The 25,635-nt window shown below is 49.5% G+C and carries 26 protein-coding genes; 11 read left to right on the top strand and 15 right to left on the bottom strand.

The features are described 5' to 3' along the window. Positions 1-88: 88 nt before the first annotated feature. The 5 genes from G3255_RS05905 to lplA all read right to left on the bottom strand — a co-directional run bounded on the left by G3255_RS05905 (position 89) and on the right by lplA (position 5,540). Positions 89-2,023: an FtsX-like permease family protein gene (locus G3255_RS05905; RefSeq protein ID WP_211653693.1), complete on the bottom strand. Its 1,935-nt coding sequence runs from the start codon at positions 2,021-2,023 to the stop codon at positions 89-91. Continuing rightward, positions 1,995-2,768, bottom strand: a complete 774-nt coding sequence (locus tag G3255_RS05900; protein WP_211653692.1) for an ABC transporter ATP-binding protein — start codon at positions 2,766-2,768, stop codon at positions 1,995-1,997. Before G3255_RS05900 ends, G3255_RS05905 begins: the two co-directional genes overlap by 29 nt. Next, complete coding sequence (locus G3255_RS05895; RefSeq protein ID WP_249222072.1) at positions 2,765-3,772, bottom strand: HAMP domain-containing histidine kinase; 1,008 nt, start codon at positions 3,770-3,772, stop codon at positions 2,765-2,767. The genes G3255_RS05900 and G3255_RS05895 overlap by 4 nt, the downstream gene beginning before the upstream one ends. Then, the gene (locus G3255_RS05890) at positions 3,772-4,476 is read right to left on the bottom strand and encodes a response regulator transcription factor (RefSeq protein WP_211653690.1); all 705 of its coding nucleotides are present in this window, start codon (positions 4,474-4,476) and stop codon (positions 3,772-3,774) included. Before G3255_RS05890 ends, G3255_RS05895 begins: the two co-directional genes overlap by 1 nt. 71 nt (positions 4,477-4,547) lie before the next feature. Then, positions 4,548-5,540 (bottom strand): lipoate--protein ligase, encoded by a 993-nt coding sequence (lplA, locus tag G3255_RS05885; protein WP_211653689.1) that lies wholly within the window; start codon positions 5,538-5,540, stop codon positions 4,548-4,550. 144 nt (positions 5,541-5,684) lie between these two features. Between lplA and yhfH the strand changes: the two genes are divergently transcribed. Next, positions 5,685-5,810 (top strand): protein YhfH, encoded by a 126-nt coding sequence (gene yhfH / locus G3255_RS05880; RefSeq protein ID WP_083509120.1) that lies wholly within the window; start codon positions 5,685-5,687, stop codon positions 5,808-5,810. Positions 5,811-5,898: 88 nt separating this feature from the next. Here yhfH and G3255_RS05875 read toward each other — a convergent pair whose 3' ends face one another. From G3255_RS05875 to hemE, 3 genes are all read right to left on the bottom strand, one after another. Beyond that, entirely contained in the window at positions 5,899-6,351 is a 453-nt protein-coding gene (locus G3255_RS05875) for a FixH family protein (protein WP_211653688.1), read from the bottom strand. 152 nt (positions 6,352-6,503) lie between these two features. Beyond that, positions 6,504-7,436 (bottom strand): ferrochelatase, encoded by a 933-nt coding sequence (gene hemH, locus G3255_RS05870; protein WP_211653687.1) that lies wholly within the window; start codon positions 7,434-7,436, stop codon positions 6,504-6,506. 21 nt (positions 7,437-7,457) lie between these two features. Beyond that, a complete protein-coding gene (hemE, locus tag G3255_RS05865) occupies positions 7,458-8,501 on the bottom strand; it encodes a uroporphyrinogen decarboxylase (RefSeq protein ID WP_211653686.1) in 1,044 nt (347 codons plus the stop codon). Between the two features lie 220 nt (positions 8,502-8,721). Between hemE and G3255_RS05860 the strand changes: the two genes are divergently transcribed. The 3 genes from G3255_RS05860 (at position 8,722) to G3255_RS05850 (ending at position 11,548) form a co-directional block, all read left to right on the top strand. Continuing rightward, complete coding sequence (locus tag G3255_RS05860; RefSeq protein ID WP_211653685.1) at positions 8,722-9,237, top strand: antibiotic biosynthesis monooxygenase family protein; 516 nt, start codon at positions 8,722-8,724, stop codon at positions 9,235-9,237. 67 nt (positions 9,238-9,304) lie between these two features. Beyond that, complete coding sequence (locus tag G3255_RS05855; protein WP_211653684.1) at positions 9,305-10,303, top strand: sodium:calcium antiporter; 999 nt, start codon at positions 9,305-9,307, stop codon at positions 10,301-10,303. 78 nt (positions 10,304-10,381) lie between these two features. After that, positions 10,382-11,548 carry a M20 metallopeptidase family protein gene (locus G3255_RS05850; RefSeq protein WP_211653683.1) on the top strand — a complete coding sequence of 389 codons (1,167 nt, stop codon included), beginning with the start codon at positions 10,382-10,384 and terminating at the stop codon, positions 11,546-11,548. Positions 11,549-11,605: 57 nt separating this feature from the next. Here G3255_RS05850 and G3255_RS05845 read toward each other — a convergent pair whose 3' ends face one another. Both G3255_RS05845 and G3255_RS05840 read right to left on the bottom strand, forming a co-directional pair. After that, a complete protein-coding gene (locus G3255_RS05845; protein ID WP_211653682.1) occupies positions 11,606-12,823 on the bottom strand; it encodes an ABC transporter permease in 1,218 nt (405 codons plus the stop codon). Next, complete coding sequence (locus G3255_RS05840) at positions 12,807-13,556, bottom strand: ABC transporter ATP-binding protein (RefSeq protein WP_211653681.1); 750 nt, start codon at positions 13,554-13,556, stop codon at positions 12,807-12,809. The genes G3255_RS05845 and G3255_RS05840 overlap by 17 nt, the downstream gene beginning before the upstream one ends. A 174-nt stretch (positions 13,557-13,730) precedes the next feature. Here G3255_RS05840 and G3255_RS05835 point away from each other — a divergent pair, with 174 nt between their 5' ends. The 7 genes from G3255_RS05835 (at position 13,731) to G3255_RS05810 (ending at position 18,347) form a co-directional block, all read left to right on the top strand. Further along, complete coding sequence (locus G3255_RS05835; protein WP_211653680.1) at positions 13,731-14,162, top strand: HIT family protein; 432 nt, start codon at positions 13,731-13,733, stop codon at positions 14,160-14,162. A 103-nt stretch (positions 14,163-14,265) separates the two neighbouring features. Next, positions 14,266-14,799, top strand: a complete 534-nt coding sequence (locus tag G3255_RS05830) for a tryptophan transporter (RefSeq protein ID WP_211653679.1) — start codon at positions 14,266-14,268, stop codon at positions 14,797-14,799. 359 nt (positions 14,800-15,158) lie between these two features. After that, positions 15,159-15,599 carry a YtxH domain-containing protein gene (locus G3255_RS05825; protein WP_211653678.1) on the top strand — a complete coding sequence of 147 codons (441 nt, stop codon included), beginning with the start codon at positions 15,159-15,161 and terminating at the stop codon, positions 15,597-15,599. A gap of 115 nt (positions 15,600-15,714) precedes the next feature. Continuing rightward, positions 15,715-16,275: an HTH-type transcriptional regulator Hpr gene (locus G3255_RS05820; RefSeq protein WP_083509225.1), complete on the top strand. Its 561-nt coding sequence runs from the start codon at positions 15,715-15,717 to the stop codon at positions 16,273-16,275. A gap of 104 nt (positions 16,276-16,379) precedes the next feature. Further along, positions 16,380-16,925: a DUF3267 domain-containing protein gene (locus tag G3255_RS05815; RefSeq protein WP_211653677.1), complete on the top strand. Its 546-nt coding sequence runs from the start codon at positions 16,380-16,382 to the stop codon at positions 16,923-16,925. Positions 16,926-16,984: 59 nt separating this feature from the next. Next, entirely contained in the window at positions 16,985-17,170 is a 186-nt protein-coding gene (locus G3255_RS20380; RefSeq protein ID WP_249222070.1) for a hypothetical protein, read from the top strand. A gap of 247 nt (positions 17,171-17,417) precedes the next feature. Then, positions 17,418-18,347: a peptidylprolyl isomerase gene (locus G3255_RS05810; RefSeq protein WP_211653676.1), complete on the top strand. Its 930-nt coding sequence runs from the start codon at positions 17,418-17,420 to the stop codon at positions 18,345-18,347. 52 nt (positions 18,348-18,399) lie between these two features. Here the strand turns inward: G3255_RS05810 and yhaM are convergent, their stop codons facing one another. The 5 genes from yhaM to G3255_RS05785 form a co-directional block, all read right to left on the bottom strand. Beyond that, positions 18,400-19,338 (bottom strand): 3'-5' exoribonuclease YhaM, encoded by a 939-nt coding sequence (yhaM, locus tag G3255_RS05805; RefSeq protein ID WP_058381299.1) that lies wholly within the window; start codon positions 19,336-19,338, stop codon positions 18,400-18,402. After that, the gene (locus G3255_RS05800) at positions 19,335-22,169 is read right to left on the bottom strand and encodes an ATP-binding protein (protein ID WP_211653675.1); all 2,835 of its coding nucleotides are present in this window, start codon (positions 22,167-22,169) and stop codon (positions 19,335-19,337) included. The genes yhaM and G3255_RS05800 overlap by 4 nt, the downstream gene beginning before the upstream one ends. Next, complete coding sequence (locus G3255_RS05795) at positions 22,166-23,380, bottom strand: metallophosphoesterase family protein (protein WP_211653674.1); 1,215 nt, start codon at positions 23,378-23,380, stop codon at positions 22,166-22,168. Before G3255_RS05795 ends, G3255_RS05800 begins: the two co-directional genes overlap by 4 nt. Before the next feature lie 99 nt (positions 23,381-23,479). Beyond that, the gene (locus G3255_RS05790) at positions 23,480-24,730 is read right to left on the bottom strand and encodes an ABC transporter permease (protein ID WP_211653673.1); all 1,251 of its coding nucleotides are present in this window, start codon (positions 24,728-24,730) and stop codon (positions 23,480-23,482) included. After that, a complete protein-coding gene (locus G3255_RS05785) occupies positions 24,723-25,622 on the bottom strand; it encodes an ABC transporter ATP-binding protein (RefSeq protein WP_211653672.1) in 900 nt (299 codons plus the stop codon). Before G3255_RS05785 ends, G3255_RS05790 begins: the two co-directional genes overlap by 8 nt. Between the last annotated feature and the right edge of the window lie 13 nt (positions 25,623-25,635).

Here is a 25,635-nt window from a genome sequence, read left to right as displayed (position 1 = left end):
TTATAAAATAAATCTTCAGACAATACAACTGCCCGCCAAAAATCCCCAGCAAAAAGCCGCCGGAATTCACCGGCGGCTCGCTTGGGTTCTAAGCTTTTAAATGGGCGATATAACGCCAGCGGATCAGGAAGAAATAGAGAATCTGCATGAGCGTGAAACCGCCAAGCACAATCGCCATCTCGGACAAAATCGACAGCTCCGCAAACTCATCCCACACCACTTGAAGTGAAATGAACGCAAAAGCACTGTGAAGAAGCGCGAGCGCCCAAGGCAGGAAAAACAGTGGAACGAGCTGTCGGTTGACAATTTTGCCAAGTTCCCGCTCCGTCATCCCGAGACGCACCATCAATTGGTATTGCCTGCGGTCGCGCTCAAGCCCGGTATACAACTTGAAATAAATGAAACTTCCGGCAGCCAGCAAGAACACAGCCGCCACCATCAAGCCGATGAACAATAACAACGCAAAAGAGGATTTGAACCAGCGGTATTCGTAGCCCGGATTCTCGAAATAATAATTAAGTCCGGCAAAATTTCCGCTGACCATCGCCTCGCTGATTGGGTAGCGGACGTTTTCACCAATCGAGACAGTCTCGGTCCAATCCGGCACATGGAAGGCATAATAACGGAAATCCGATGTACCTTGCGGATAGCCCGTCAAAGGTTCATCGACTTCTGCAAAATCTTCATTGTTCATAATGATCGTATTGGCATTCAAGGTATGCGCCGGAAACAGGATTTGCGGATAGGTCCGGTCGATCGTCAGCTCCACCCCACTTTCCACCAATTCCGTTTCTGCATAACTTTTCTGCAGCTCACGGAGCGATTCCTGTGAAAACGGCACGAACATCGCTTCGCCGGTTTGAAGCCTCGCGGGTTCATGGCCGAGCGCTGCGGCGAGGCGGTTGAACTGGGACAAGGACATGATGTCGACGTCATTGCCGCTTGCGCTCGATGTCTGCCGCTTCACTTCCAAAGGCACGAGCGTGTAAGCGAGCTGCTGCTGTTTGAGTTCACGCCTCAACTGGTCCAGTTGCTGCTCTTCGAGTGAATTGCCTTCAAAAGAAACATAAATCAAACCGAGCGGATTGCTTTGCCGGAACTCCGCTGTATAGGAAGTGAACGAGGCAAGCGTGCCGACCGTCAGAAAGGCAACGGTCGAGACGATGGTCACGATGAAGAACATTTGCGCGCTGTCTTTTAACTTAACCGCCGCTTCAGCAAGCGACACGAGCCGTGTTTTGTGCCAATAGATACTGCGCCGCTTCTTATACAATTGAAGGAAAGTATGAATCGAATGCGTGAAAAACAAATACGTGCCGATCGTCGCAAGCGGCGGGACGATGAACACCATGATGTAAACGGTACGGTCGGACACCGTCGCCGCCAGAAAATACGCAACGCCCAAAAGCACCAATCCGAACGCCGATAAAGCCGGTGAATACGCCGCTTCCTCTTCGGTTTTCCAGAAGCCCTCCAACAAATCGACAACGCGCTTCGTGCGGATAAAAGACACGCTGATGAGCGAGATGATGATGAACAAACTGGCAAATGCGCCAATGGTCAGAACGAATGGCTTCCAGGAGAAATACAGCGGCAATTCCTCCAACTGCATGATTTCGCGGCCAACCATGAAAAAGAATTTCGTGAACGCGAACCCGAAGACGATCCCTGCCGCTGTCGACAGGCCGCCGAGTATCATCGTCTCGAAAAAAACCAATTTATTGAGCTGCTTTTTGCTCATCCCGAGATGCATCAAGACGCCGAACTCTTTTGTCCGCGCCTGCAAAAATGCGCTCAAGGAATAGAACAAGAAGAACAGCGTGAAAATATACAGTACAATTTCCGCGATGAACATGCCGCGCACTGCCAATACACGGAAACCTTCTTCTTCGAATAACGGATGAAAGATGAACATCGAATAGATGAAGAACACCATAACCGAAAAGACGCTGGCCAATAGGAAGGCTGCATAGCTTCTCAAATTCCTGAAAACGTTACGGAAGGCGAGTTGGCGAAAGGTCATTGACGGAGCCTCCCAATAGAGATAACACGTTGAGAATCTTTTGGTAGAAGGTTTGGCGGCGGTCATCCCCATAAATTTCATTGAAGAATTCACCGTCTTTGATGAACAGAACACGGTCGCAATAGCTCGCAGCGATCGGGTCGTGCGTCACCATGATGATCGTCGTCCCTTCCTCGCGGCTCAAGCCGCTCAATAGCTCGAGCACATCCTTCGAAGCTTTCGAATCGAGATTGCCGGTCGGTTCGTCCGCGAGTATGAGCGCCGGGCGATGGATGAGCGCACGGCCGATCGCCGTGCGCTGCGCTTCCCCGCCGGAAATTTCATTCGGCTTCTTATGGAGAAACGGCTGCAACTGGAGCCGCGCCGCCAATTCCTGGACGCGGCTCTCCATTTCTTTGATTGGCATGCCGTCAAGCGTCAGCGGCAGCACCAAATTTTCTTCCACGGTCAGCATCTGCAGCAAATTGAAATCTTGGAACACAAACCCGAGCTGGCGCCGCCTAAACAGCGGCAGCTCATCTTTATCCAAAGAATGCGGATTGATGCCATTGATGAGGATCGTGCCAGAAGTCAATGAATCGATTGTCGATATCAAGTTCAACAGCGTCGTCTTGCCGCTTCCGGAAGGGCCCATCACTGCGAGGAATTCCCCTTTTTCCACTTCGAAGCTTAATTGGTTCAACGCGCGATGCGTCACTTTTCCTTCATAGACTTTGGTCACTTCATCGATTTTCACTACGGTCATGTTGATCCCCCTACATTCTGTTCCTGATAAGGAAAGACGATCGATACGGTCGTCCCTTCTCCGGGCGATGACGTGATTTCCAGCTCATGCCCAAGCCGGTTGCATACTTCCTGGGCCAGATACAGCCCCATCCCGGTCGATTCGCCGCTCAGGCGCCCATTCTCTCCCGTAAAGAAGGCCTTGGTAACGCGCGGCAAATCCGATGGCGGGATCCCGATGCCTTCATCCTGCACCGATAAGGTAATGGTGCCTTCTAGACAGCTGGCCCGGATATACAGTTTCTTGTTTTCTTCGAATGTGTATTTCACCGCATTCGTCAGTAATTGGCCAATGATAAATTTCATCCATTTGCGGTCTGTCGCCACTTGGTAGCGTTCTTCGATGTCGATTTCCGGATAGACGCGGCGCGAGATGAACAAGCGTTTGTTTTCCGTGACCATTTCGGACACCATGCCGCGCAGCGACGCTTGCTCGATCTGCATATCCTGCTCAAATGTATCGAGGCGGGCGTTCATCAATACCGTGTCGAGCCCTGCACGCAAACGATCCACTTCTTCACGGATGCTTGCCTTATCCAGTTCTTCCGGCTCCTGCAGTAACAGGTGCATGACAGATAGCGGTGTCTTCATCTGGTGCACCCATTGGTTGATGAATTGCAGATGGCGAGTTTGCCCCGCATAAAGCGACTGCACTTCGTATTGATACAGGCGGTACAGTTTTTGCATATACAATTCCGTCTGCACCGTTTCCGGTGAACGCCCTTCCCGCTGCAAAGCATGCTCCATATTCGGCGGGTTGCTCAGCAGGCGCTCGTAATAACGGTAGCGCATCGCAAAGCGGACACCGAGAAAACTGGCCAACAGCAATAAGCTGATGATGAATGAATAGACGGCCGTATCCGTATTGCGGAATCCATCGAGCCAGTAAAGCATGAGGATGAATCCTACGAGCAAGATCTGAAAGACGATAAATGCGGCGTATTCACGCAAGAATAAACGCAGCATCATTGTTCCTCCCTGCCAAGAATCAGCCGGTAACCAGCACCGCGAACCGTTTCAATGAAACTCTGGATGCCGTAATCCGTCAACTTCTTGCGCACGCGGGCCATATTGACATTCAATGTATTTTCATCGACGAACGCCTGGTCATCCCATAGCTCTTCTAGCAATTGCTCACGCGTCACCACTTTGGGATGCGCGGTAATCAACAGTTCCAAAATAGTGCTTTCTTTTTTCTGGAGCGGGATTTCCGCTTCCCGGCAATGCAATTCGAGCCGCTCCATATATAAAACGAGCCGTCCTGCACGAACTGTTCGCTCTTCTTGTTTCGGTGCATATTCCCCATAAGCCCTTCTTAAATGACTTCTTATTTTTGCAAGGACGATTTCATAGTGGAAAGGTTTCGTAATGAAATCATCGCCGCCGTTTTCAAGTGCAAACACCTGATCCATTTCGCCTGATCTGGCAGAAATGAACAAAATCGGGCAAGTTGTCTGCTGCCTCAACTGCCGGCACCAGTAATACCCATCATAAGAAGGCAAATTGATGTCCAAAAGAATCAAATGGGGGTCAAAGGCAGCGAATTCCTCCAATATGCGGTCAAAGTCTTTCGCAGTTTCCACCTGGTAATGATATTTGCGCAATGTATCCGATAATAGCGAAGCGATCTTCGCATCATCTTCGACAATGAATATCCGCTGTTCACCCATACTTACTCCCCCTTCCATTTCCTTCTATTCTAACAAAAGAGCCTGCTCGAAAGCAGGCTCTACAGAAAATCTTAATAAATCAACTTGAGGAAATCTTCTGTCGTGATCCCTCCGAGCAATTTCGGGATGTCGATCTCTTCGATTGCTTCAGCAAGTGCAGCGCGTTCGTATTTCACGCCGGTGATCGCCTGTTCGATTTCTGATACATCGCCAACACCGAAGAAATCGCCATAAATATGCGCTTCCTGTACGGTGCCTTTTTCCACTTGCAGGCGAACATCGATGCCGCCAACCGGGAAACGGTGAGATTGCTTAATATTGAACTTCGGTGATTTGCCGTAGTTCCAGTCCCAATTCGCGTATCGTTCTTTCGACAGTTCATGGATATTGTTCCAGTCTTCATCGGTGAGTTCCCAGAAACGGACATTTTCTTCACCAGCAAAAATTGAATGCAGCACGGCTTCACGGAATTGTTCCACCGACATTTCCTGGTCGAGAAATTCCGAAATGTTCGCCACGCGGCTGCGAATCGATTTGATGCCTTTCGACTCGATTTTTTCTTTATTGACCTTCAAAGCCGATACAACTTCATCCATCTTCGTATCGAATAGCAACGTGCCGTGGCTGAACATGCGTCCTCTTGTCGCGAACTGGGCATTGCCGGAAATCTTTCGGCCTTCTGCGAGCAAGTCGTTGCGCCCTGAAAGCTCAGCATTGACGCCCATGTCCTGCAAGGCTTTAACGACCGGTTCCGTGAACTTGCGGAAATCACGGAAACTATTGCCGTCATCCTTCGTGATAAAGCTGAAGTTCAGATTGCCGTGGTCATGATACACGGCCCCGCCGCCTGAAAGCCGGCGCACGACGTGAATGCCGTTCGAATCAACATAATCGGTATTGATTTCTTCTGCCGTGTTCTGGTTTTTTCCGATGATAATGGATGGTTCGTTGATATAGAACAGCAGGAATGGATTCTGGTCGACATCCATCGTTTTCAATAAATACTCCTCGATGGCAAGGTTGATGCGCGGATCTGTGATGCCTTTGTTATCTACGAAATACATGATCTCTCTCCTTTTTTACTATTGACTGTCTTTATTTTAACGGAATTTTTAAAAATAATCACGGTTGAGGGTTGACGGATCTAAACTGTTATAATACACTGTGTTTATCACTTACAGTACTATAACAAAAAGGAGCTGGTAGAAATGATTGAGAACGTAGTCGAATTCTTCAAGAACTTGCCCCCGAAACAGTGTGCCACTTGCGGAGAGAAAATCGAAGAGCAGCACGAGTGCTACGGCAATCACTGCCAGACCTGCAACGAAATCTAAACAGACAAAACGGCCGGAGAAATTCTCCGGCCGTTTTTTTATGCCTTGTCTTCCAGCTGTTGTGCAACAGTGGCAGGGACGGAAAAAATCAATGCCCCATCTTCTCCATGGCATCTGAATCTTCGCTATCGTCAGGCACAATCGATTCTGGATCCGGATCGCCTGCTGTCAATTCCATTTTTGGCATGACATGCATGCGGCGGGCTGTTGTATGGGCTTGGATGAAATACAGCCCTTCTTCTTCGACAGTCCAGCTATGTTCATAAATGCCATCTTGCGTATGAGTTGCTTCCAACATTTCGCTGTTTTCGCGAGCTCCTGATTGCCACACTTCAAAGACCACTTCATCTGCATCTTCCACCGCTTCTGTGCCTTGTGTAATGGTGGCAGATAGCAGCACTTCTTCGCCCGGGTCGGCGGTTTCTTCTGTATTGAACTCGACTTTCACTTCCTGCGGCATTTCGCCCGCACCAGCCGATGAATCTTCTTCGCCGCATGCCGCCAACAGCAGCACCAGCAGCAAAACGATCCATTTTTTCATGTGATTTCCTCCTCGTGCTGGGCAGAAATTGCTCCTACTTGCCGCAATTTCTGCCCATTCATTGATAAAACGCCGCCGCAGTTGACTGCCGAGCGGCGTTTTATTAACGGTTTATTGCTTGAAAGCTCCCATCCTAGGCGGTTTCGCCAGGATCAGTTTTCGTTTAATTTATTCAAGACGACATTGGCCATACCATCGATAAACAATGGATCGACGTTCGGCATTTCCGGACGGCGGTAAGCCGCGCCAATTTCATCGCAGACGACTTTGCATTCATAGTCGTTATCGTACAGGACTTCCAAATGATCGGTGATAAAGCCTACTGGCGTGTAGACGAACGAGTTATAACCTTTTTCTTCATGCAGCTCGCGCGTCAAATCCTGGACGTCTGGCCCGATCCATGGCTCTGGCGTCTGCCCGGCACTTTGCCAGCCGATTTCATAGTTTTCAACGCCCGCCGCTTGGGCGATCAAGTCCGCGGTTTCTTTCAATTGATCTGGGTACGGGTCGCCATTCGCAATAATTTTCTCCGGTAAGGAATGCGCAGAGACGATCAGGCAGGATTTCGCGCGTTCTTGTTCTGACATTTCAGCAAATGCCGCGCTTACTTTTTCGCTCCAGAATTGGATGAATTTCGGCTCTGTATACCAGCTTTCTACTGAAGTCAGCTTAATGCCAAGCTTGTCGGCTGTTTCTTTTGCACGGCCGTTGTAAGATTTAACGGAGAATGTTGAGAAATGCGGCGCAAGGACGATTGAAATCGCTTCTTCGATGCCGTCTTTTTTCATCTCTTCCACGCCGTCTTCCACGAATGGCTCGATATGCTTCAAGCCGAGGTACATTTTGAACTCGATGTCATCCTGCAATTCGTTCAAACGGTCACACAAGCCATTCGCTTGGTCTTCCGTGATTCTAGCCAGCGGTGAAATGCCGCCGATCGCTTTGTAGCGGTCTTTCAAATCCTGCAACGCTTCTTCGCTCGGCTTGCGGCCGCGGCGGATATGCGTGTAGTAGCGCTCGATGTCATCTTCAGAATACGGCGTGCCATACGCCATTACCAATAATCCCATTGTCTTTTTCATCACAATCACCTCGTCAAAGATTTGTTAGTTCTGTTGTTTGTGTGCTGCACTATACTCATGGACAAATGCCGTCAGACGCTTCAGCGTGTCCGGCTGCACTTCCGGGAAGACCCCATGCCCAAGGTTGAAGATATAGCCATCATTTTGCATGCCCATATCCAAGATTTTTTTCGTGCGTTCTTCAATGACAGACCAATCCGCCAGCAAATAAGACGGGTCGAAGTTGCCCATCAAGGCTTTCGTCAAGCCTCTTTCGCGCGCTTCGGTGATCGGCAAACGCCAATCCAGTCCAACCACATCTACCGGCAGTTCATGCCATTCGTTCGCCAGATGGCTCGCGCCGACACCGAATATTGTCATCGGTACGCCTTCTTCGCCGATTTCCTTGAAAATGCGGTCCATGACCGGCTTGATGAAAATGCGGTAATCTTCCACATTCAATGCGCCAACCCATGAGTCGAAAATCTGGATCGCTTTTGCGCCGGCGTGGATCTGTGCTTTCACGTAAGGAATGATCGTGTCTGCCAGTTTGTCCATGAGCGCAAACCACATTTCCGGTTCTGATACCATCATCGCTTTTGTTTTGTTATAGCTCTTCGAAGGGCCGCCTTCGATCATATAGCTCGCCAAAGTGAATGGCGCGCCCGAGAAACCGATGAGCGGTACGTTCAATTGCTCTTCTGTCAGCAATTTAATTGTTTTTAAAACATAGTCGACATCCTGCTCTGGATTGATTTCCCCGAGGCGGTCGATGTCCGCTTTTGTGCGAATCGGATTGCTGATGACCGGCCCGACGCCGCCTTTGATCTTGACGTCCACCCCGATTGCTGGAAGCGGTGTCACGATGTCTTTGTAAAGAATCGCTGCGTCGACGCCGTATTGGTCGACCGGCAGTTTCGTGACGTAAGCGCAAAGTTCCGGCTGGTGCGTAATTTCCTCCAATGAATATTTTTCTTTGATCTTGCGGTATTCCGGCTGTGAACGCCCAGCCTGTCGCATATACCATACCGGTACATGGTCGGTTTTCTCTCCACGCGCTGCGCGCAGGTACGTATCATTAAAAGTCATGAATTAGTCATCCCTTCAGTCTTTGCGGCTATAGTTTATCCTTCATTATCCGTCTATACTATAGACGCTCCGTCCCTTATTGTATAGAATCCAGGCGCAATTGTCATAAATTAGACCCGAATGCCTTCACGGATTTGACACCTTCCGTTTCAAGCATCCGATTTTAGGGAAAAGTGAGGTAGCAATTCAAAATGGATTCAATCACTAGGAGGCTTTTTCAATGAATGTTTATATGACGACAGGAACTTACGATTTTATGAAAAAAATGCGTGAAAAGCATGCTGATGAAACGATGGTGCTCATGCAAGGCGAAAACACGACTTTGCTATTGCACGAAACCGAAGGAAAATCCACTTTCCAAACGCCGCGCCGCTACGAAGTAGTCGATGGTACCGGCGAATTCCGCGAAAAGGGATTTTTTGTCATGAATAACATCCCCGTTGCCGACGAAGGTCGGCCTATTTTTGAACACCGCTTCAAGAATCGCGCCGGCGCCATCGAAAATGAACCCGGATATGTCGCTTTTCGCGTCTTGCGGCCGCTCGATTCAGACACGTATGTCGTCTTGACCGAATGGGAATCACCGGCATTCTATGAAAAATGGAAAGAATCACAGGCTTTTGCCAAAGCGCATTCAGAGAAGCCGCAGGAAGCAGCAGAAAAACCACGTGCTAATATCTTCTCCGGTTCTTCTTATGTCACCATGTATAAAGCAAAACCTGAAGAAGACGAGTAATCAACGGCCGGCTAACCCGGCTGTTTTTTATGTATAATAGAAGAAACCCATTTAGGAGGAATAGCTATTGGTATTCATTTATTTTCTATTAGCGGCAGCTGTCACCGTATTCGCCGCCATTAAATTGTCCCAGTATGCGGATGTCATCAGTGAAAAATCAGCGATGGGCGGCATGATGGTCGGCACGCTCCTGCTTGCGGGCGCCACTAGCCTCCCAGAAATTTCCACTAGTTTCTCGGCAGCCGCCATCGGCAATGCGGATATCGCAGTCGGCAATATGATCGGCTCGAATTTATTCAACTTATTTATTTTAGCCGGATTCGATTTGCTGCTGAACCGCAGACGCATGCTCGAGCGCGCTTCCAAGGACCATACCTACTCTTCTCTGCTCGGCATCTTCCTGACCGTGCTATTGCTCTTGGCATTATGGCTGCGCACCGATGTCACGGTCCTCGGGATCGGCCTCGATGCACTGGCAATCGGCATAACGTATATAGTCGGCATGTTGATCATCAATAAATTGCCGAACTTGGATACAATCGATATGGATGATGAGCCGGTCGATGCCAAGGCGCCTAAAAACCCGAGCGCACATCTTTCGCCAAAACACGCAGGCATCCGTTTCGCGATTGTGGCTGTGATCATCATGGCGGCAGGGACCGCCCTTTCCATCACAGGTGATGAAATTGCGGTTGTGACAGGAATCGGCTCGAGCTTTGTCGGCAGTTTCCTGGTGGCCGCTGCCACTTCCCTGCCGGAAGCAATTTCGGTTTTCGTCGCACTGCGACTGTCCAATGTCAATATGGCGGTCGGCGCTGTTCTCGGAAGCAATATTTTCAACATGGTTATTTTGGCTTTGTCGGACCCGATTTATGTGGAAGGCTCGATCATTGCCGAAGTCTCGGGCGCCAATTTCATTATTGCAAGCGCAGTACTGGTCATGAGTTTGCTGGTCATGTTCTCGCTCTACAGACCGAAGACCGCTTCCACATGGGCATATAGCGTGCCATCCATCTTGGTTATCCTGCTTTACTTTGTCGCTTCATATTTGAATTTCACTTACTGACAGGACGGGGCTTCCCCGTTCTGTTTTTTGCTATGTTAAACTAGAGAAAATCCAGAAAATTAGGAAGGATATGATCCAATGATTGAAAAGATCTTTGCTGAACTCGATAATGCCTACCCTGAAATGGTGGAAATCCGCCGTCACTTGCACATGAACCCGGAGCCATCATTCCATGAAACCAAAACGGCTAAGTACATCCGTGACTTCTATGAAGATCTCGGTGTCGATATCCGTCACGGAGTCGGAGGCAATGGCGTCATCGCGACTATCCGCGGCGGGAAGCCAGGCAAGACAGTCGCCTTGCGCGCCGATTTCGATGCCCTGCCGATCCAAGACCAGAAAGAAACCAGCTATAAATCCACTGTCCCGAACGTGGTCCATGCTTGTGGCCATGACGGCCATACGGCGACCTTGCTCGTTCTCGGCAAAATCCTCCACGGCTTGCGCGATGAACTCCCTGGCACGTATGTACTCATTCACCAGCACGCAGAAGAGCTAGCCCCAGGCGGCGCAAAACCGATGATCGAAGACGGGGCGCTTGACGGCGTCGATGTCATCTTCGGCACCCATCTTTGGTCGACGACGCCATTCGGGCGGATCGATTATCGGACAGGCCCGATCATGGCAGCGGCGGACCGTTTTGAAATCACTGTCCAAGGGCGCGGCGGCCACGGCGCGATGCCCCACGAAACTGTCGATGCCGTCGTAACAGGCGCACAGCTCGTGACCAGCCTGCAGCAGCTTGTCGCACGCCGTGTGGACCCGCTCGAGTCCGCAGTTTTGACGATTGCATCATTCATTGCAGAGAACCCGTTCAATATCATTGCCGACCAATCGAAACTGAACGGAACAGTCAGATCCTTCACTGAAGAAACGCGCACCCTTATGGAGCAGGAAATGGAGCGCGTCGCTAAAGGTACGGCCATCGCGACTAATAGCGACATCGACTTTAAATTCCATCGGGGCTACCCGCCGGTTGTCACTCACGAAAAGGAAACGGAATTCCTGAGAGACCTCGCTGAAGATGTGCCGGGGGTTAAGGAAGTTTTCAATTGCCCGCCGCAAATGGGCGGCGAAGATTTCGCCTATTACCTCGAGGAAATCCCAGGCACATTCTTCTTCACAGGCGCGATGCCGGACGGTGAAGTCTATCCCCACCACCACCCGAAATTCGACTTTAAAGAAGAAGCGATGCTCATTGCCGCGAAAACACTCGGCAAAGCCGCGGTCACTTGTCACGAATAAACGACATAGCAAAGGGCTGGAGAAAATGAAAATTTTCTCCAGCCCTTTTTATGATGATTATCGGTTGTTGAGCTGTGCTGACTTTCTTCTGGCGCCTGCAAGTGTCACAAGCGACACGACAGCTATGACTGCTGTGACAAGTAGCGCTGTTGCAAATTGTCCGAGTGCCAGCAATAAGACCAATGCCGCTGCAGCCTGAATCAACTGGACGGCGAGCACCCAATTCCAGACCGCTTTTTCGCGGCTATGCGTGCTAAGCGGAAATAATTGGTCCATGCGGAAATGCTGGGACTGATTCAAGCCTTGCCATAATTGGATCGTTGAAGCGAACGCCAATGCCCCAGCAAATAAAGCAATCGCGATTTGGAACGGGATAAGCCAAGCTCCAACCAGGATGATCAGCGTTAAACGCACCCACAAAAAGAACAGCTCATCGGAACGGATGAACGTCCGGCTCACCAAATATAAGTGCGCATTGGACGCTTTGCTCTTGATCAAACGATAAACCGGGTTGAGCCATCTGCGCTCCCTCACCTTCCCTTTCAAATGCGGGACGTCGGTGAAATAATTGGCGAACTGGTAAAAGCGCAGCATGCGGTTCTCTTCCAATTCGATAAAATGCCCATACGGGAATGCTTTTCCCGCAGCGCGGCGCTCCAGCCATTTGCCGTAGAAAATCATCGCGAACAAAAAGGCCGCCGCAACAATAATCCAGCCGTCGATATACGACCACACAAAGCCGGCAACGAGCAGGAACCGGACCGCGCGCTCGAGCCAAATTTTATGGCCCTCGCTTGCTTTTCGCCAATGAAACTCGCTCCTGACATTCCACCATTTTACGAGCAGCAATAAAATCGGAAAACCGATCAAATAAGACGAAGGCAAGCCGTATAAGGCGTTGATGAGCGGCAAAGAGACCACGAACACGACAATCGGCAAATACAGCTGCGACACATAAGTCCAACGCAATGCCGGCTTCAAATATTCATCGAGCCGGCTTTCGAGAGGCAGCAAATAAACCCCGTCCGCCTGCTTCAATAAAGTCACCGGCGGGCTATAGGACAATAGCGCCCCGAATAGCACGGCCATCAATAGCGCTGCCGGAAATTCCGGCGGCACATTTTGCACCCATTCGCTGTAAGCGTAGCCGGCTGCCCCGATGGCGAACAGCATGACAACTGCAATGTGGCCGGTGACGATGAATTTTAAATAATTCTGGACTTCAGCAGTGTAGCGCCGGAGCCGATTGTCCCATACTTCATGCAGGTTCTTCATTGTCGTCATCCTCGGTCATCGCAATATACAGGTCATCGAGTGAGGCATCCGGCATGCCGAATGCCTGGCGCAGCTCCGGCATCGTGCCGATTGCCCGCACGCGCCCGTTGTGTAGCAGGATGATTCGGTCGCAATAGCGTTCTGCCGTCGACAGGATATGGGTCGACATGAGCACTGATGCGCCGCTGCGCTTTTGCTGTTCCATCTGGTCGAGCAGCGATTTGATGCCCAGCGGGTCGAGCCCGACGAATGGTTCATCGATGATGTACAAATCCGGGTCAACAAGAAAAGCACTCATGATCATGACTTTCTGGCGCATCCCTTTTGAGAAATGGGACGGAAACCATTTCAGCCGCTTTTCCATGCGGAATTCCTTCAATAAAGCTGCAGAACGTTGTTCGAAGACTTCCTGCTCCAGGCCATAAGCCATCGCCGTCAGTTCGAGATGTTCACGCAATGTCAATTCCTCATACAGCACAGGCGTTTCCGGAATATAGGAAAAAGCGGAACGGTAAGCGTCGATGTCTTCCGCGAAGGTCCGCCCATTGAGTCGGATCGTTCCGGATTTCGGTTGCATGATGCCGATGATATGCTTGATGGTTGTACTCTTCCCTGCCCCGTTCAAGCCGATCAAACCGACCAATTCACCTTTTTCTATAGAAAAACTCACGTCTTTTAACACAGGCTTTCTCGTATAGCCGCCCGTTAAATTTTCTACTTCCAATATTGCCACTTACAACACCTCTTTCTTCGTTTACTATTGTATCAAAACTGCGCGTCGAATTCTTTCGGGAAATGGGACGCTTCATGAACCCGGTCGTGACAAGCTGAAATGTGGAATGACTCGCTCACTGAGTATGGTAAACTGAAAAAAGAACGGCCAACCCATTACAGGAAGGATGAGTTTATGAGCGATTGTATTTTTTGCAAAATCATTGCAGGAGAAATCCCGAGCGTCAAAGTGTACGAAGATGAGCATGTCTATGCCTTTATGGACATCATGCCCCTATCAAAGGGACATACGCTGCTAATCCCGAAAACCCATCGTGAGTTTGTCTACGATATGACGCCGGAAGAAGCTGCTCAATTGTTCAGCGTAGCGCCGAAGATCGCCAGTGCCATCAAAGAAACTTTCGAACCGGAAGGCATGAATTTGTTGAACAACAACGGGCCAAAAGCCGGGCAAAGCGTGTTCCATTTCCACTTGCATTTCATCCCGCGCTACGGTGCAAGCGATGGTTTTGGCGCCAAATGGATGACCAAAGAAAAAGAGTACACCACGGAGAAGATCCAGGAACTTGCCGAACAGGTAAAAACCAAGCTAGCCTCTGAGGCTTGATTTTCTATGCTCCACGAGATAAGATCGTAATACGTTTTTCGCCGGCGGCCACGAGGGCACGTCCGGGAAAAAGAAACTAGCTTGAGCTGAGGAGAGATGAGAAATGAATACGAAAAATCTTGTGTTAATGGCGCTGCTTGTCAGCGTCGGTGCGACATTGTACGTGATGATCCCGGGCATCAATGGCGGGATGAAACCCGACTTTATGCTGACGATGATGTTTATCGGTATCTTGCTGTTCCGTGACGTGAAAAGTGTCTTTTTGCTCGCTGTCACCACCGGAATCATTTCCGGATTGTTTTCGAGCTTTCCGGGAGGCTTTTTCCCGAATATCATCGATAAATTCGTCACTGCATTCGTCTTTTTCGCACTTGTGTCGTTACTGAATAAGCATGCCGCCAAGTTGCCGGTTGGTATTGCGCTCACTGCAATTGGAACAGTACTGTCAGGAACCATTTTCCTGTCGGCCGCGATCTTCATCCTAGGCGCCGATATTCCGTTCACGCTGCTGCTTGCAACGGTCGTCGTTCCGGCAACTATCATGAATGGCGTTGCCTTTGCGGTCATGTTCCCGATTGTCACAGGGCTCATGAAGCGCTCGAACTTCCAAAGTTCCACAGCCGCGCAGGCTCGCTAATACTTAAGAACTTTTTATATGAAGATTGTTTTATTTGCATGTAGGAATGTATACTTTCATCACTTTAAAAGTTCAACGAGATATTCCAATGTTTGGAGAAGTGTTCGCTCGACTCCTGTGGGACCAGCGGGTTTGAGAGACCCCGCAGACCGCGAAGCGGTTGAGGAGGCTCGATTCCCGCCCCACGGAAAGCGAGCGATAAGCTTCGGAAAACATATTTTATGGATTTTCTCTTCATCGTCAAATGCCTTTCCCTTTTGCAGGGAAAGGCATTTTTTATTGAATAGCGATTCATTCCATGTTTTAATTAAGTGAAATAAAGGAAAAGAAAGATAGATACGAAAGGAGCGCTTACACTTATGAAAGTTTCGAATTTTTTTGCCGGTCTCGGTGCCGGTCTTATCGCCGGCGCCGTAACAGCCATCCTCTCCGCTCCGAAATCTGGTGAGGAATTGCGCACTTCCATCAAATCAAGCGGCTCGGAATGGAAAGAATCAATGAACGAGCTGAAAGCACGCATCAATGAATTGAAGGAATCGATCAACCACTTGACAGAAGAGTCAAAAACTCAAGTCCCTGAAGCGGTGGATGGCTTGAAAGCGTCCCTCCAATCATGGCAGGAAGACACAGCGCCAGCGAAAGAACATTTGCAGCTGGAGATTAAAGCAATCCAAAATTCCATCGAGCAGTTGCAAGCGGCAATCAGCAAAGATAAAGACGAAGACGAGAAGAAAAAAGACAAACCGACGAAAATCGACCCAAAAAAAGCAAAAGATAAAGACGATTCCGAGACAGCTTGACCATCATTGGTCAGGCTGTTTTTTTTGGACTAAATTATTTTACTATTCTCACTTTAATTCACTTTGCTTTATTGCTATAATAAAGAAAATATTCCCGGTGAAAGTTGGTGCTCGTGTGAATGACAAAGAATATACAATGAAAGAAGCTATGCTGTACAGCCAAAGAATTGGGCAATTATCGAAAGCATTATGGAAAGCAGTGGAGAAAGATTGGCAGATGTGGATAAAACCTTATGACCTGAATATTAATGAACACCACATTTTATGGATTTCCTACCATTTGAAAGGCGCTTCCATTTCCGACGTGGCAAAATTCGGGGTCATGCACGTCTCAACGGCATTCAATTTCTCGAAAAAACTTGAAGAGCGCGAATTGCTGTCCTTTTCGAAACGCGACACCGATAAACGCAATACATATGTGGAGCTGACCCAAAAAGGCGAAGAGTTGATGCAGGAGATGATCGAACGCTATCACGATACGCCCCATTCAGTCGTTGACGGTTCCCTTCCACTGCGTAATTTATATGGGAAATTCCCTGAATTCATGGATGTCATGGCCATCATCCGCAATATTTACGGTGATGATTTCATGGAGATTTTCGAAGCGTCATTCAAAAACATCGAGAACCGTTTCAATGAGGAAAACCACGTTTTAACCGAGAATAAAAACGGCTGAAAAACACGGTGAAAAATTTCGCCGAAGAAGCTTGCATTCCCCCAGGAAACGTTGTATTGTATGTATCGGCTCAACAACACTATACATCAATGGGAGATACGCATATGCATTGCTGGAAAACAATCAACGTCAAAAAACAATACGGTTCTGACCGCCTGTTCTTCATTTCCGCGCTGATCGGCGCCGGGGTGTTCACCAGCTATTACATGCTGCTGGCCATCATGTATGCCGACCCGTTATCCGACCAGAACTTTCTGCTGTTCATGATCGGAATGCTGGCGATCTACCCTATCCATAAACTTTTGCACCTTCTGCCTTTACTCGGAAGCCGCAAATGCCTAAAAATCAGCATGCGCAAACAATTGAAGCTATGCCCGACCATTTCTCTATACATCAAAGAACCGGTCCGGAAATCGCGCTTTATGCTGGCGCTTGTGACGCCGTTTGCGATTATCAATACGGTCATCATCGCGCTAAGCATCATTTGGCCGGCTTATAGCCATTATTTCGCCATTTTGCTTGCCTACCATAGCGCTTTGTCCGTTACGGATTTGATCTATATCCGTAATTTGGCGCGCTCGCCGCGGCACGCACTCATTGAAGAGACAGACACTGGATTCGAGATCCTGGTGCCGCAGCCAATTGCCTGACCTGCTTTTTTCTTTCCATTTTGCTATAATGGAAGTTAAGGTCAGAGGGGAGGAAACTCATGATAGTCGCGTTAGTTGTAATTTTTTCAGTGTTCTACGTATTTCAGATTAATAGGATGACGTTAGCTTTAGTCACCTCACGGGAAATTCCCGAGGAAAACCATGAAAAGATTTTTCGTACCATTAACATATTGATTCTTATCCTGCTTGTTTCATTATATGTCGGGGTTGAATTCACCCCGTAAGCACTTGCCCGAGCAAGTGCTTTTTCTATGGAATCACTCAAAATCCCCTACTCTTTAACGGATTCGCAATTTTTTGGAACTTTTTATTTTTTCATTCGTTTATGATATAGTAACTACGGCATCAATTAAAACAAACACAAAAAACATCCGGTCTGTCCATCATGCAGCAGCGGCTATCCTTTTGTGAAAAATCATCCACCCTATAAATTCAACTTAGATTGAAAGAAAGTTAGGAGCGAATATTTTTATGAAGAAATCAGCCTTTACCCTTTCCATCGCGGCAGCGGTTCTTGCACTTTCTGCATGCAGCGACAATGGTTCCGAAAGCGAAGTGCTCGTCACTTCCGATGCGGGAGACGTGACAAAAGAAGAACTATACGAAGAGATGAAAACCTCAGTCGGCGATCAAGCCATCCAAATCCTTATGATTGAAAAAGTATTGGGTGCAAACTACGAAGTATCGGATGAAGAAGTGGAAGCAGAGCTTGAGAGCAATAAAGAAGAGATGGGCGAAAACTTCGAACAATTTCTCGCTCAAAACAACCATACAGAAGAAAGCTATAAAAAAGTCATTCGCCTGAACTTGCTTCAGGAAAAAGCATTGACGGAAGACATCGAAGTGACGGATGAAGAAATCGAGCAGCGGTACGAGCGCCAAGGAACTGAATTGAATGCGCGTCATATCTTAGTTGCGGATGAAGAAACAGCCAACGAAGTGAAAACAAAACTTGACGATGGCGGTGATTTCGCTGAACTGGCGGAAGAATACTCCACTGACCCAGGATCTGCCGCTAACGGCGGGGCGCTTGACTGGTTCGGCACCGGCGCCATGGTCCCTGAATTCGAAGATGCGGCTTATTCCCTCGAAGTCGATGAAATCAGCGAACCTGTCCAATCCCAGCACGGTTTCCACATTATCCAAGTGACTGAAACCCGTGAAGTCGAAGGCCAAGAGCCGCTTGAAGACCAACGTGAAGCTTTGCGTTCTGAAATCGCCATGGCCAAAGCAGATCAATCCACACTATTGCCGAAAGTCGCAGCTTTGATGGAAGAAGCCAATATCGACATCAAAGATGAAGAACTTGAAGGCGCACTTGATGAAATCCTTAACACGGAACCAGCTCCTGAAGAAGGAGCCCCAATTGAAGAAGAAACAGAAGAAACTCCGGCTGAATAAGCAAAACAAAACCCCCGACATCTTTGTCGGGGGTTTTTTATGTGTGCCTGCTTTATAGTTTCGGCTTGTAGAATGAGCGGTTATCGAGTGCGAAGACGCGTTCTGAGAACTCGCCTTCTTTCGTTTTGCCGAGCACACGGTCGAGCATCATCATTTTCGCATCAATATTGTCGATATAATGGAGGATTTCCGCCTCTTTTATCATCGGCTTTTTCGGGCTGCCCCATTCTTCCTTGCCGTGATGCGATAAGACGATGTGTTGGAGGACCATGACTTCTTCCCCTTCGATGCCGAGCTCTTCCGCCGCTTTTGCGATTTCGGTTACCATGATCGAGATATGGCCGAGCAAATTGCCTTCTACGGTATAGGTGGTCGCGACCGGCCCTGAAAGTTCAAAGACTTTGCCGATATCGTGGAGAATGATTCCCGAATACAATAAATCCTTGTCCAAGCTCGGATACACTTCGCAAATCGCTTTCCCGAGCTTGAGCATCGAGACGACATGATCCGCAAGGCCTGATACATAATCGTGGTGATTGCGCGTCGCGGCCGGGAAGGTCAGGAATTGCTGCTGATATTTCTTCAGGATATGGCGCGTGATGCGCTGGATTTGCGGGTTTTCCATCTCGAACAGGAACTTTGTCACTTCTTCGTGCAATTCATCCGCACTTTGCGCCGCCGAAGGCAAAAACTCGGCAATCGTCAAGTTCTCTTCCGGTTTTGCCGGGCGGATGCTTTTGATGCGCAGCTGGTTTTTGCCGCGGTAATTATGAATCTCCCCGCCGACTCTGACAATTGTCTCTGCCGCATACATCCGTTCATGTTCGTCTTTTGTGTCCCATAGCTTTGCCTCGATGTCACCGCTCTTGTCCTGCAGAACGAGTGACATGAATGGGTTGCCGGTCGTCGTGACGCCTTTGACCGATTGTTTGATCAGAAGAAAATCATCGACTGTCTCCCCGACAGCGCGGGTTGTAATTCCTTTTGTCATGCTTGGATGCTCCTTTCAGGGTTCGCCACGTCGATTTGCTGGGCACTTGGCCAAGCTTGCCGCATCGCTTCGTGGCATGTGAAATAAATGAACTGATGGTCTGCCTGCAGCTCTTCCACTAATTTTATCACTTGCTGGCTTCTTCGGCGATCAAAATGGACGAACGGATCATCCATGATGATCGGAAACGGATGGGATTCCTTCAAAGAAGATGCCAGCGCAAAACGCAGTGCCAAATACGCCTGCTCTTTCGTCGCCTGGCTGAGCTCGATGATGCGGAAGCGCAAGCCGTCTTTCCGCAGCGCTTCAAAGTTCCCATCCTGGCTGAGCAGCAAGCGAACATACTCGCCGCCTGTTAATTGTGTGAAATACGATTCCGAGAGCTTTAGTACTGCCGGCAGCTTCGTTTTTTTCAATTCATCCATCGTCTGCTTGAACACTTCGACGATTGCACGGTTGACGGCCCATTCCTTAGCCGCGTCCTGGAACTCCGCTTGTTTCGCTTGCAGTTCCTGAAGTTTCATCGAATGTCCTTCGTCCGACAATAAATGTTTCGTCAATTGAAGTTTTTCTGCTTGTTCTTCCCATAATGACTGGCGTTCATCCTGCAACTCATCCAGTTGTTGCTGCGAATGCTCGAGAAATTGTTCTGCGCTCTCTTCTGCATCACCGAGCACAGCAGGTTTTTCCACTTCTCCGATGGCAGAAAGCTGCGACTGGACCATTTGCAATTGTTCCTGTGCGGACCTTGCTTGTTCCGATAGTTTGGCAGCGCGGTAAAATGAATCCTCATCTTCCACTGCCGCCCTTTTGAACAGTTCATCCATCGCTTCGGAAAGCTTGGCCAATCGCTCGGCGCATTTTCTGGATTGTTCCGCTAGCTGCTGGTTTTTCTCGCGGATTTTTCCGGCGTGCTGGAGTTTCTGCTGTCGCGCTTCCCATTCCGCACGAAGCACGCTGATGACATTGCTTGCACTTGCGGGCTTGCCGCATGCCTCCTGCGCCTGTTTTAGCCATGCTTCTCGCTCGCCTTCCAAATTCCCTATTTCTTCGGTGATGCGCTCCAGCCGGCTAGCGGCTGCATGCACATCGCGCAATTTATCAAATAACGTGAGGACGGTAGCGCGTGAAGTTTCTTCCGGAAAACCGAGCGATTTCAGCAATCGCCGGTATTCCTGCAATTCCTCACTGCTGTCTGTCTGCGGCAGCGCAGCCATTCTCCGCTTGCTTGACTCGATCGCGTCAAAGCGTTCATCAAGCCCTTTATCGTATTCCGCTAGCTTGATGAGCAAAGCTTCGTATTGTGCTTCTTGACCCCCGTAGCGTTCCACTAGACCATCTGTGCTGCCTTTCGATGATTTCCTGTCGCGCAACCAGAGCCACACTGCTACACCGAGTGCCATAGCCGCAAGCAGTCCCGTAAAAGCGTCTGCAGCAACCACAGCGAAGATCATGCCGGCAACTCCTATGGCCCCTAGCAGAAATTGGACTAGGCGATTATTGGCAGCCGTTCCCGTTTGCCGTTTTTGCTGTGCTTTGGCCAGTGCCAGCTGCGGCTCGATGTCGGCCCATTGTTCTGCACGCTGCCGCTGTTCTTCGGGAGGCTCCGCTTCAAGGTATTGTTTTAAAGCGTGTTCAGCTTCTGACAGCCGTTGCCGTTCTTCTGCCAATCGGCGCTGCCCGAAAGCTTGTTCTTGTTCAGCGGTTTGCAGCGCATCCAATACGGTCTTTAATCGCTCTTCCTGTTCAAGAGAGGCATCGGAGAGTAGTGCCTGCTCTTTGCTCATCCCGCATAATTTCAGTAAACGGCCGAGTTCATCCTGCAATCGGCTGCACTCTTCTTGTTTCACTTTCAATGAAGAATTCAGCTGATGCCATTCGGCTTCACGTCCGAGCAGGTCCGATAGCGAATCTGTTTCAAGCAACTCGCCGATCGGCTCCAAGCGATTGATTTCATTTTCAAGAAAAGCTGCTTCGGCCTGTAATTCGTTTTTCTGATCGAGCAGGCGTTCATACTGGCGGATGCCTGATTCCGGAAAATTCCCTGGGCCTTTTTCCGCCAAGCGTTCGAGTTGTTGTTTTCGCGCCAATAACGGTGCCGCTTGCTGCCATTTCTCAGCTTCTTTGATGTCTTGAATGAGGAGGCTCTCGGCGTGGCCAAGCTCCACCAAACGCTGCTTAATGTGCTCCAGCCGCTCAGTTGCCGGTCGGAAAGTGTCCGCACGCAGTTTATATTCGCGCAACTCCGTTTCAAGTTCCCGCAGTTCTTCTGTCAAACGGTTGATTAGCGGCAATTTCCCTGTTTTCTTGAATAGCTCACCCATTTCGCGTTCGAGCTGGCTTTCCATTTTCCCGGCTTGGTCGACACCGGCTGTCCCGGAGGATAATAGCGTGCGCGTCAGCTCCTGTTCCGTCATTTGGTCGAGATCCTGGAGTTCGTGGACAGAAAAAGAATAAATCGATTCATAGGACGCCCTGTCGTATCCTCTTAATAGCTCCGAAAGCTCCGCCTCGCCCCCGCGGCGCCCGTCTTCAAACGAGACCGTCACATCGCCTGCCGATTTTCCGGCTATCCGTTCAATCACGACACGGCCATAAACCGGATCTCTCAGCTGCAGCTGGCCGCCGTATTTTCCGCCCGCTTTCGGTTCGTAGCGTTTATGCGGCTGGTTGCGTGCAGAAAAACCGAACAGCATCTGCAAGACAAATTGCTGGATGGTCGTTTTGCCCGCTTCATTCATTCCGTAAAATACGGCCATCGGTTTGTTCAACTCAATGGTCCTGTTTTCGTGGCGGCCAAAACCGTAAATGATCAGTTTTTCAAGTTTCATCGCTGGCCCTCCAATGCCATCATCTTGCGGATTTTCATTACCGCTTCCGCCTGCAGTTCCTCCTGCAGCCCATCGTCGAGCTGCGGCAGGAAACGCCCGCTTTTCGGATGGTTGTAAAGCTCTTTCAAGGCCTGTTTCCAATCGCCCGACTCCCAGTTTTCCAGGCGGCTGGCGAGCTGCTTTCCAAACGGCGATAGCTCCGAAGGCAGTCCGTTTCTGTCGAGCTGCACAGTTGAAATATGGACAAAGCGCTGTTGTTCGCTGAGCACTTCGCGTAAAGCATACACAAGCTCTGCATTCGGGATGTCTTCTAGCATCTGAAGGGTTGCCTCATCCAGATTTTGGAGTTCCAGTTCTGCGACGAGCGCTTCAGCATCATGCGCTTCAAGCTGTTCTTTGACAATATTAAATAATTCATTCATGTGCTGGACGCTGCTGCAATCAACGCTAATTCGCTCAAAGCGCAGCGCTTCTGCCGCAATGAATTTCAGATCGGCATGGCCATCTGTCAGCACAACCTCGTAAAAGCCTTTAGAGCCGGATTCTTTCCTGTGGCGCCCTTGAAGATTCCCGGGATAGACGATGGGTGGATCGACGGATAGTTGCTGCCGTTTATGGATATGGCCGAGCGCCCAATAATCGTAGTTTTTGGCTCGCAATTGTTCTTTGCGGAATGGCGCGTATACGGCGTGCTCTGTATCACTTTCCTCAGAGCCATGGAGCATGCCGATCTGGATGACGCCGCTTTCTTTTCTTGGATAATGTTCAATCATCGATTCCGTTACATGACGGCGGCCGTAGCTAAACCCGGCAATTTTCACCGTTGCGCCGCCCACTGTCAGTGTCATATTTTCTACGCTGTCGTGGAAGACACGGACATTTGACGGAAGTTCAAAACTCGCTCCGCCCCCGCTTAAATGATCGTGGTTGCCATGACTCAAAAAAACCGGAATGCCCGCTTCATTCAATTGTTCCATGCCTAGCTGAAACCGGTACTGTGCACGCAAATTACGGTCTTCCCCGTCATAAATGTCCCCGACAATCAATAAAAAATCAGGCCGCGTTTCAAGCGTATAGGAAATCAATCGTTCAAAAGCGGCCGATGTGCTGTTCTGCAATGTTTTCCATTGCTCTGCACCTAACCCTTTCATGCCGCTGAACGGGCTGCCGAGATGTAAATCAGCGCTGTGGATAAATCGAATGCTTGCCATCGTGATCCCCTTTTCAAAAGCGAATATTTGTTCTTATCTTACCATTTTAGTGGGCGAAAAAAAACTGCCTACGGAAACTTCCCGCAAGCAGTATCTTCATTATTTTTCGTTGCCAAGCTTGATCGCCCGGCGGATATCTTTCAGCGATTGCGATGAACCGTACATCAAGACGCCGCCGCGATAAACGCGGGCGCCGAACCAGCCAAGTATGCCAATCGTCAACAGCATGATCGCAATAGACAACAGCGGTTCCCATAACGGAATATCCAGCAGGCCGACACGCAAGAACATGACGAGCGGTGCGAAAAACGGGATATAGGAAGCGACCGTTACATAACCCGCTTCCGGCATGGAGATGCCTGAAAAAGCGATGAATGAGGCAATGATGATCAAAATCATCATCGGTAGCATTAATTGCTGGACATCCTCTGTCCGGCTGACGAGCGATCCGAGCAACGCCGCAAGCACGGCATAAAGGAAATAGCCCAACAAAAAGAACAGAATCGCGTAGAAGAACGTGCTGAATTTCACTTCCGAAAAGCCCATAACGCTAAATACGCCTTCGGTCAGATCCGATCCTGAACTTTGGATCGCCAAATATCCGGCAAGTGCGAAAATCATCATCTGCAAAATGCCGAGCGAGCCGATGCCTGCAATCTTCGCAAACATATGCTTGACCGGTGAGACGCTGGAAATCAAAATTTCCATGACGCGCGAGGATTTTTCGTTCGCTACTTCCATAGCGATCATATTCGGGTAGTAAATGACCGCAATATAGATGACCATGATCAAAATATAGACAAGGCCGCGCGCTTGGCTTAATTCTTCCTGGGATTTGGAAGATTCGGCAAGCGCTTCCCGCTCCATTTCAACTGGCGCAAACAACTGGGCAAGCTCCGTTTCTTCGAGCTCCAGCTGTTCGGCTACCCTTGCTGTCTGTAAGCTCTGGAGCGCGTTTTCAAGTTCTGCCGCTTGAGCCGATTCAGTTGCGGACTCCGCTACATAACGGGCAGTCATCCCATCATCGCCTTCGATAACGAGAAAGGCGTCCATTTCGCCTGCTTCCACATCCGCCCTCAATTGCTCTTCAGAAAGCGCGCTCGCTTCTAATTGAATGGCGCTGTCTTGCTGGTCGAGCTGGGCTTGCAATGCTTCCGTATACTGTCCTGTTTCATCCACTACTTGAAGCGTTTGCTGTGAACCATCATCTCCATCGAATGACTCGATAATCGACGGCAGATTTGCCAGCAGGAAAAATGAAGCAACAACGACCAGCGTGGTGATCATAAACGATTTCGTCATCGCTTTCGTTTTGAATGCCTGTTTGAAAATGATCCAGAAACTATACATGGGCACGCCCCACCTTTTCAATGAAAATCTCTTCGAGGCTCGGCTCTTCCAATGCAAACTGGCGCACCGGACCGAGCTCTAAAGCACGGGCGAGCAAGTTTTGGCCGACCGCTTCATCGGCAATGCGGAACACGCCGCCACTCCGCTGAGGCGTAAATTTCTCGACACCTGGCAATTCGCCAAGCGCGGTGATATCAGCGTCTGTGTGGATGCGGACGTTCTGTTTGCCGAATGTGCGCTTCACTTCCCGTATCGAGCCATGGACGACGAGCTTTCCTTTGTCCAAGATGCTCATGTCGTCGCATAATTCTTCGACATGGTCCATGCGGTGGCTGGAGAACACAATGGTCGCCCCTTGCTTTTGAAAATCGAGTATCGCTTTTTTCAGCATTTCCACATTGACGGGATCCAGTCCGGAAAACGGCTCGTCCAAAATCAATAGTTTTGGGTTATGTAGGAGAGACGCGATCAACTGGATTTTCTGCTGATTGCCTTTCGATAATTCTTCCACTTTTTTATTGGCATAATGGGGTACTTCAAAGCGCTCCAGCCAATCCTTTGCGCCTTGTTCCGCCTGTTTTTTATCCATGCGCCGCAGCCTTGCCAAATAGACGAGCTGGTCCTGCACCTTCATCTTCGGATACAAGCCGCGCTCTTCCGGTAAATAACCGATGTCTGGGCTGTCTGCATAACTGATCCGGCGGCCCTGCCACAGCACCTCGCCTTGTGTCGGCGTAAGAAGCCCGAGCGCCATACGGAAGGTCGTCGTCTTGCCTGCCCCGTTCGCGCCAAGAAAGCCGTGCATCTGCCCTTCGGCTACATCCAGGGAGATATCGTCTACAGCTGTAAAGTCGCCAAATTGCTTTGTCGCGTTTCTAATCGATAAAGTCATCATTCACGTCCCC

It is taken from the genome of Planococcus sp. MSAK28401 (genome assembly GCF_018283455.1).
GTDB lineage: Bacteria > Bacillota > Bacilli > Bacillales_A > Planococcaceae > Planococcus > Planococcus alpniumensis.
Note: the sequence above shows the minus strand (reverse complement) of the source record. Positions and strands in the feature narration are given on the sequence as shown.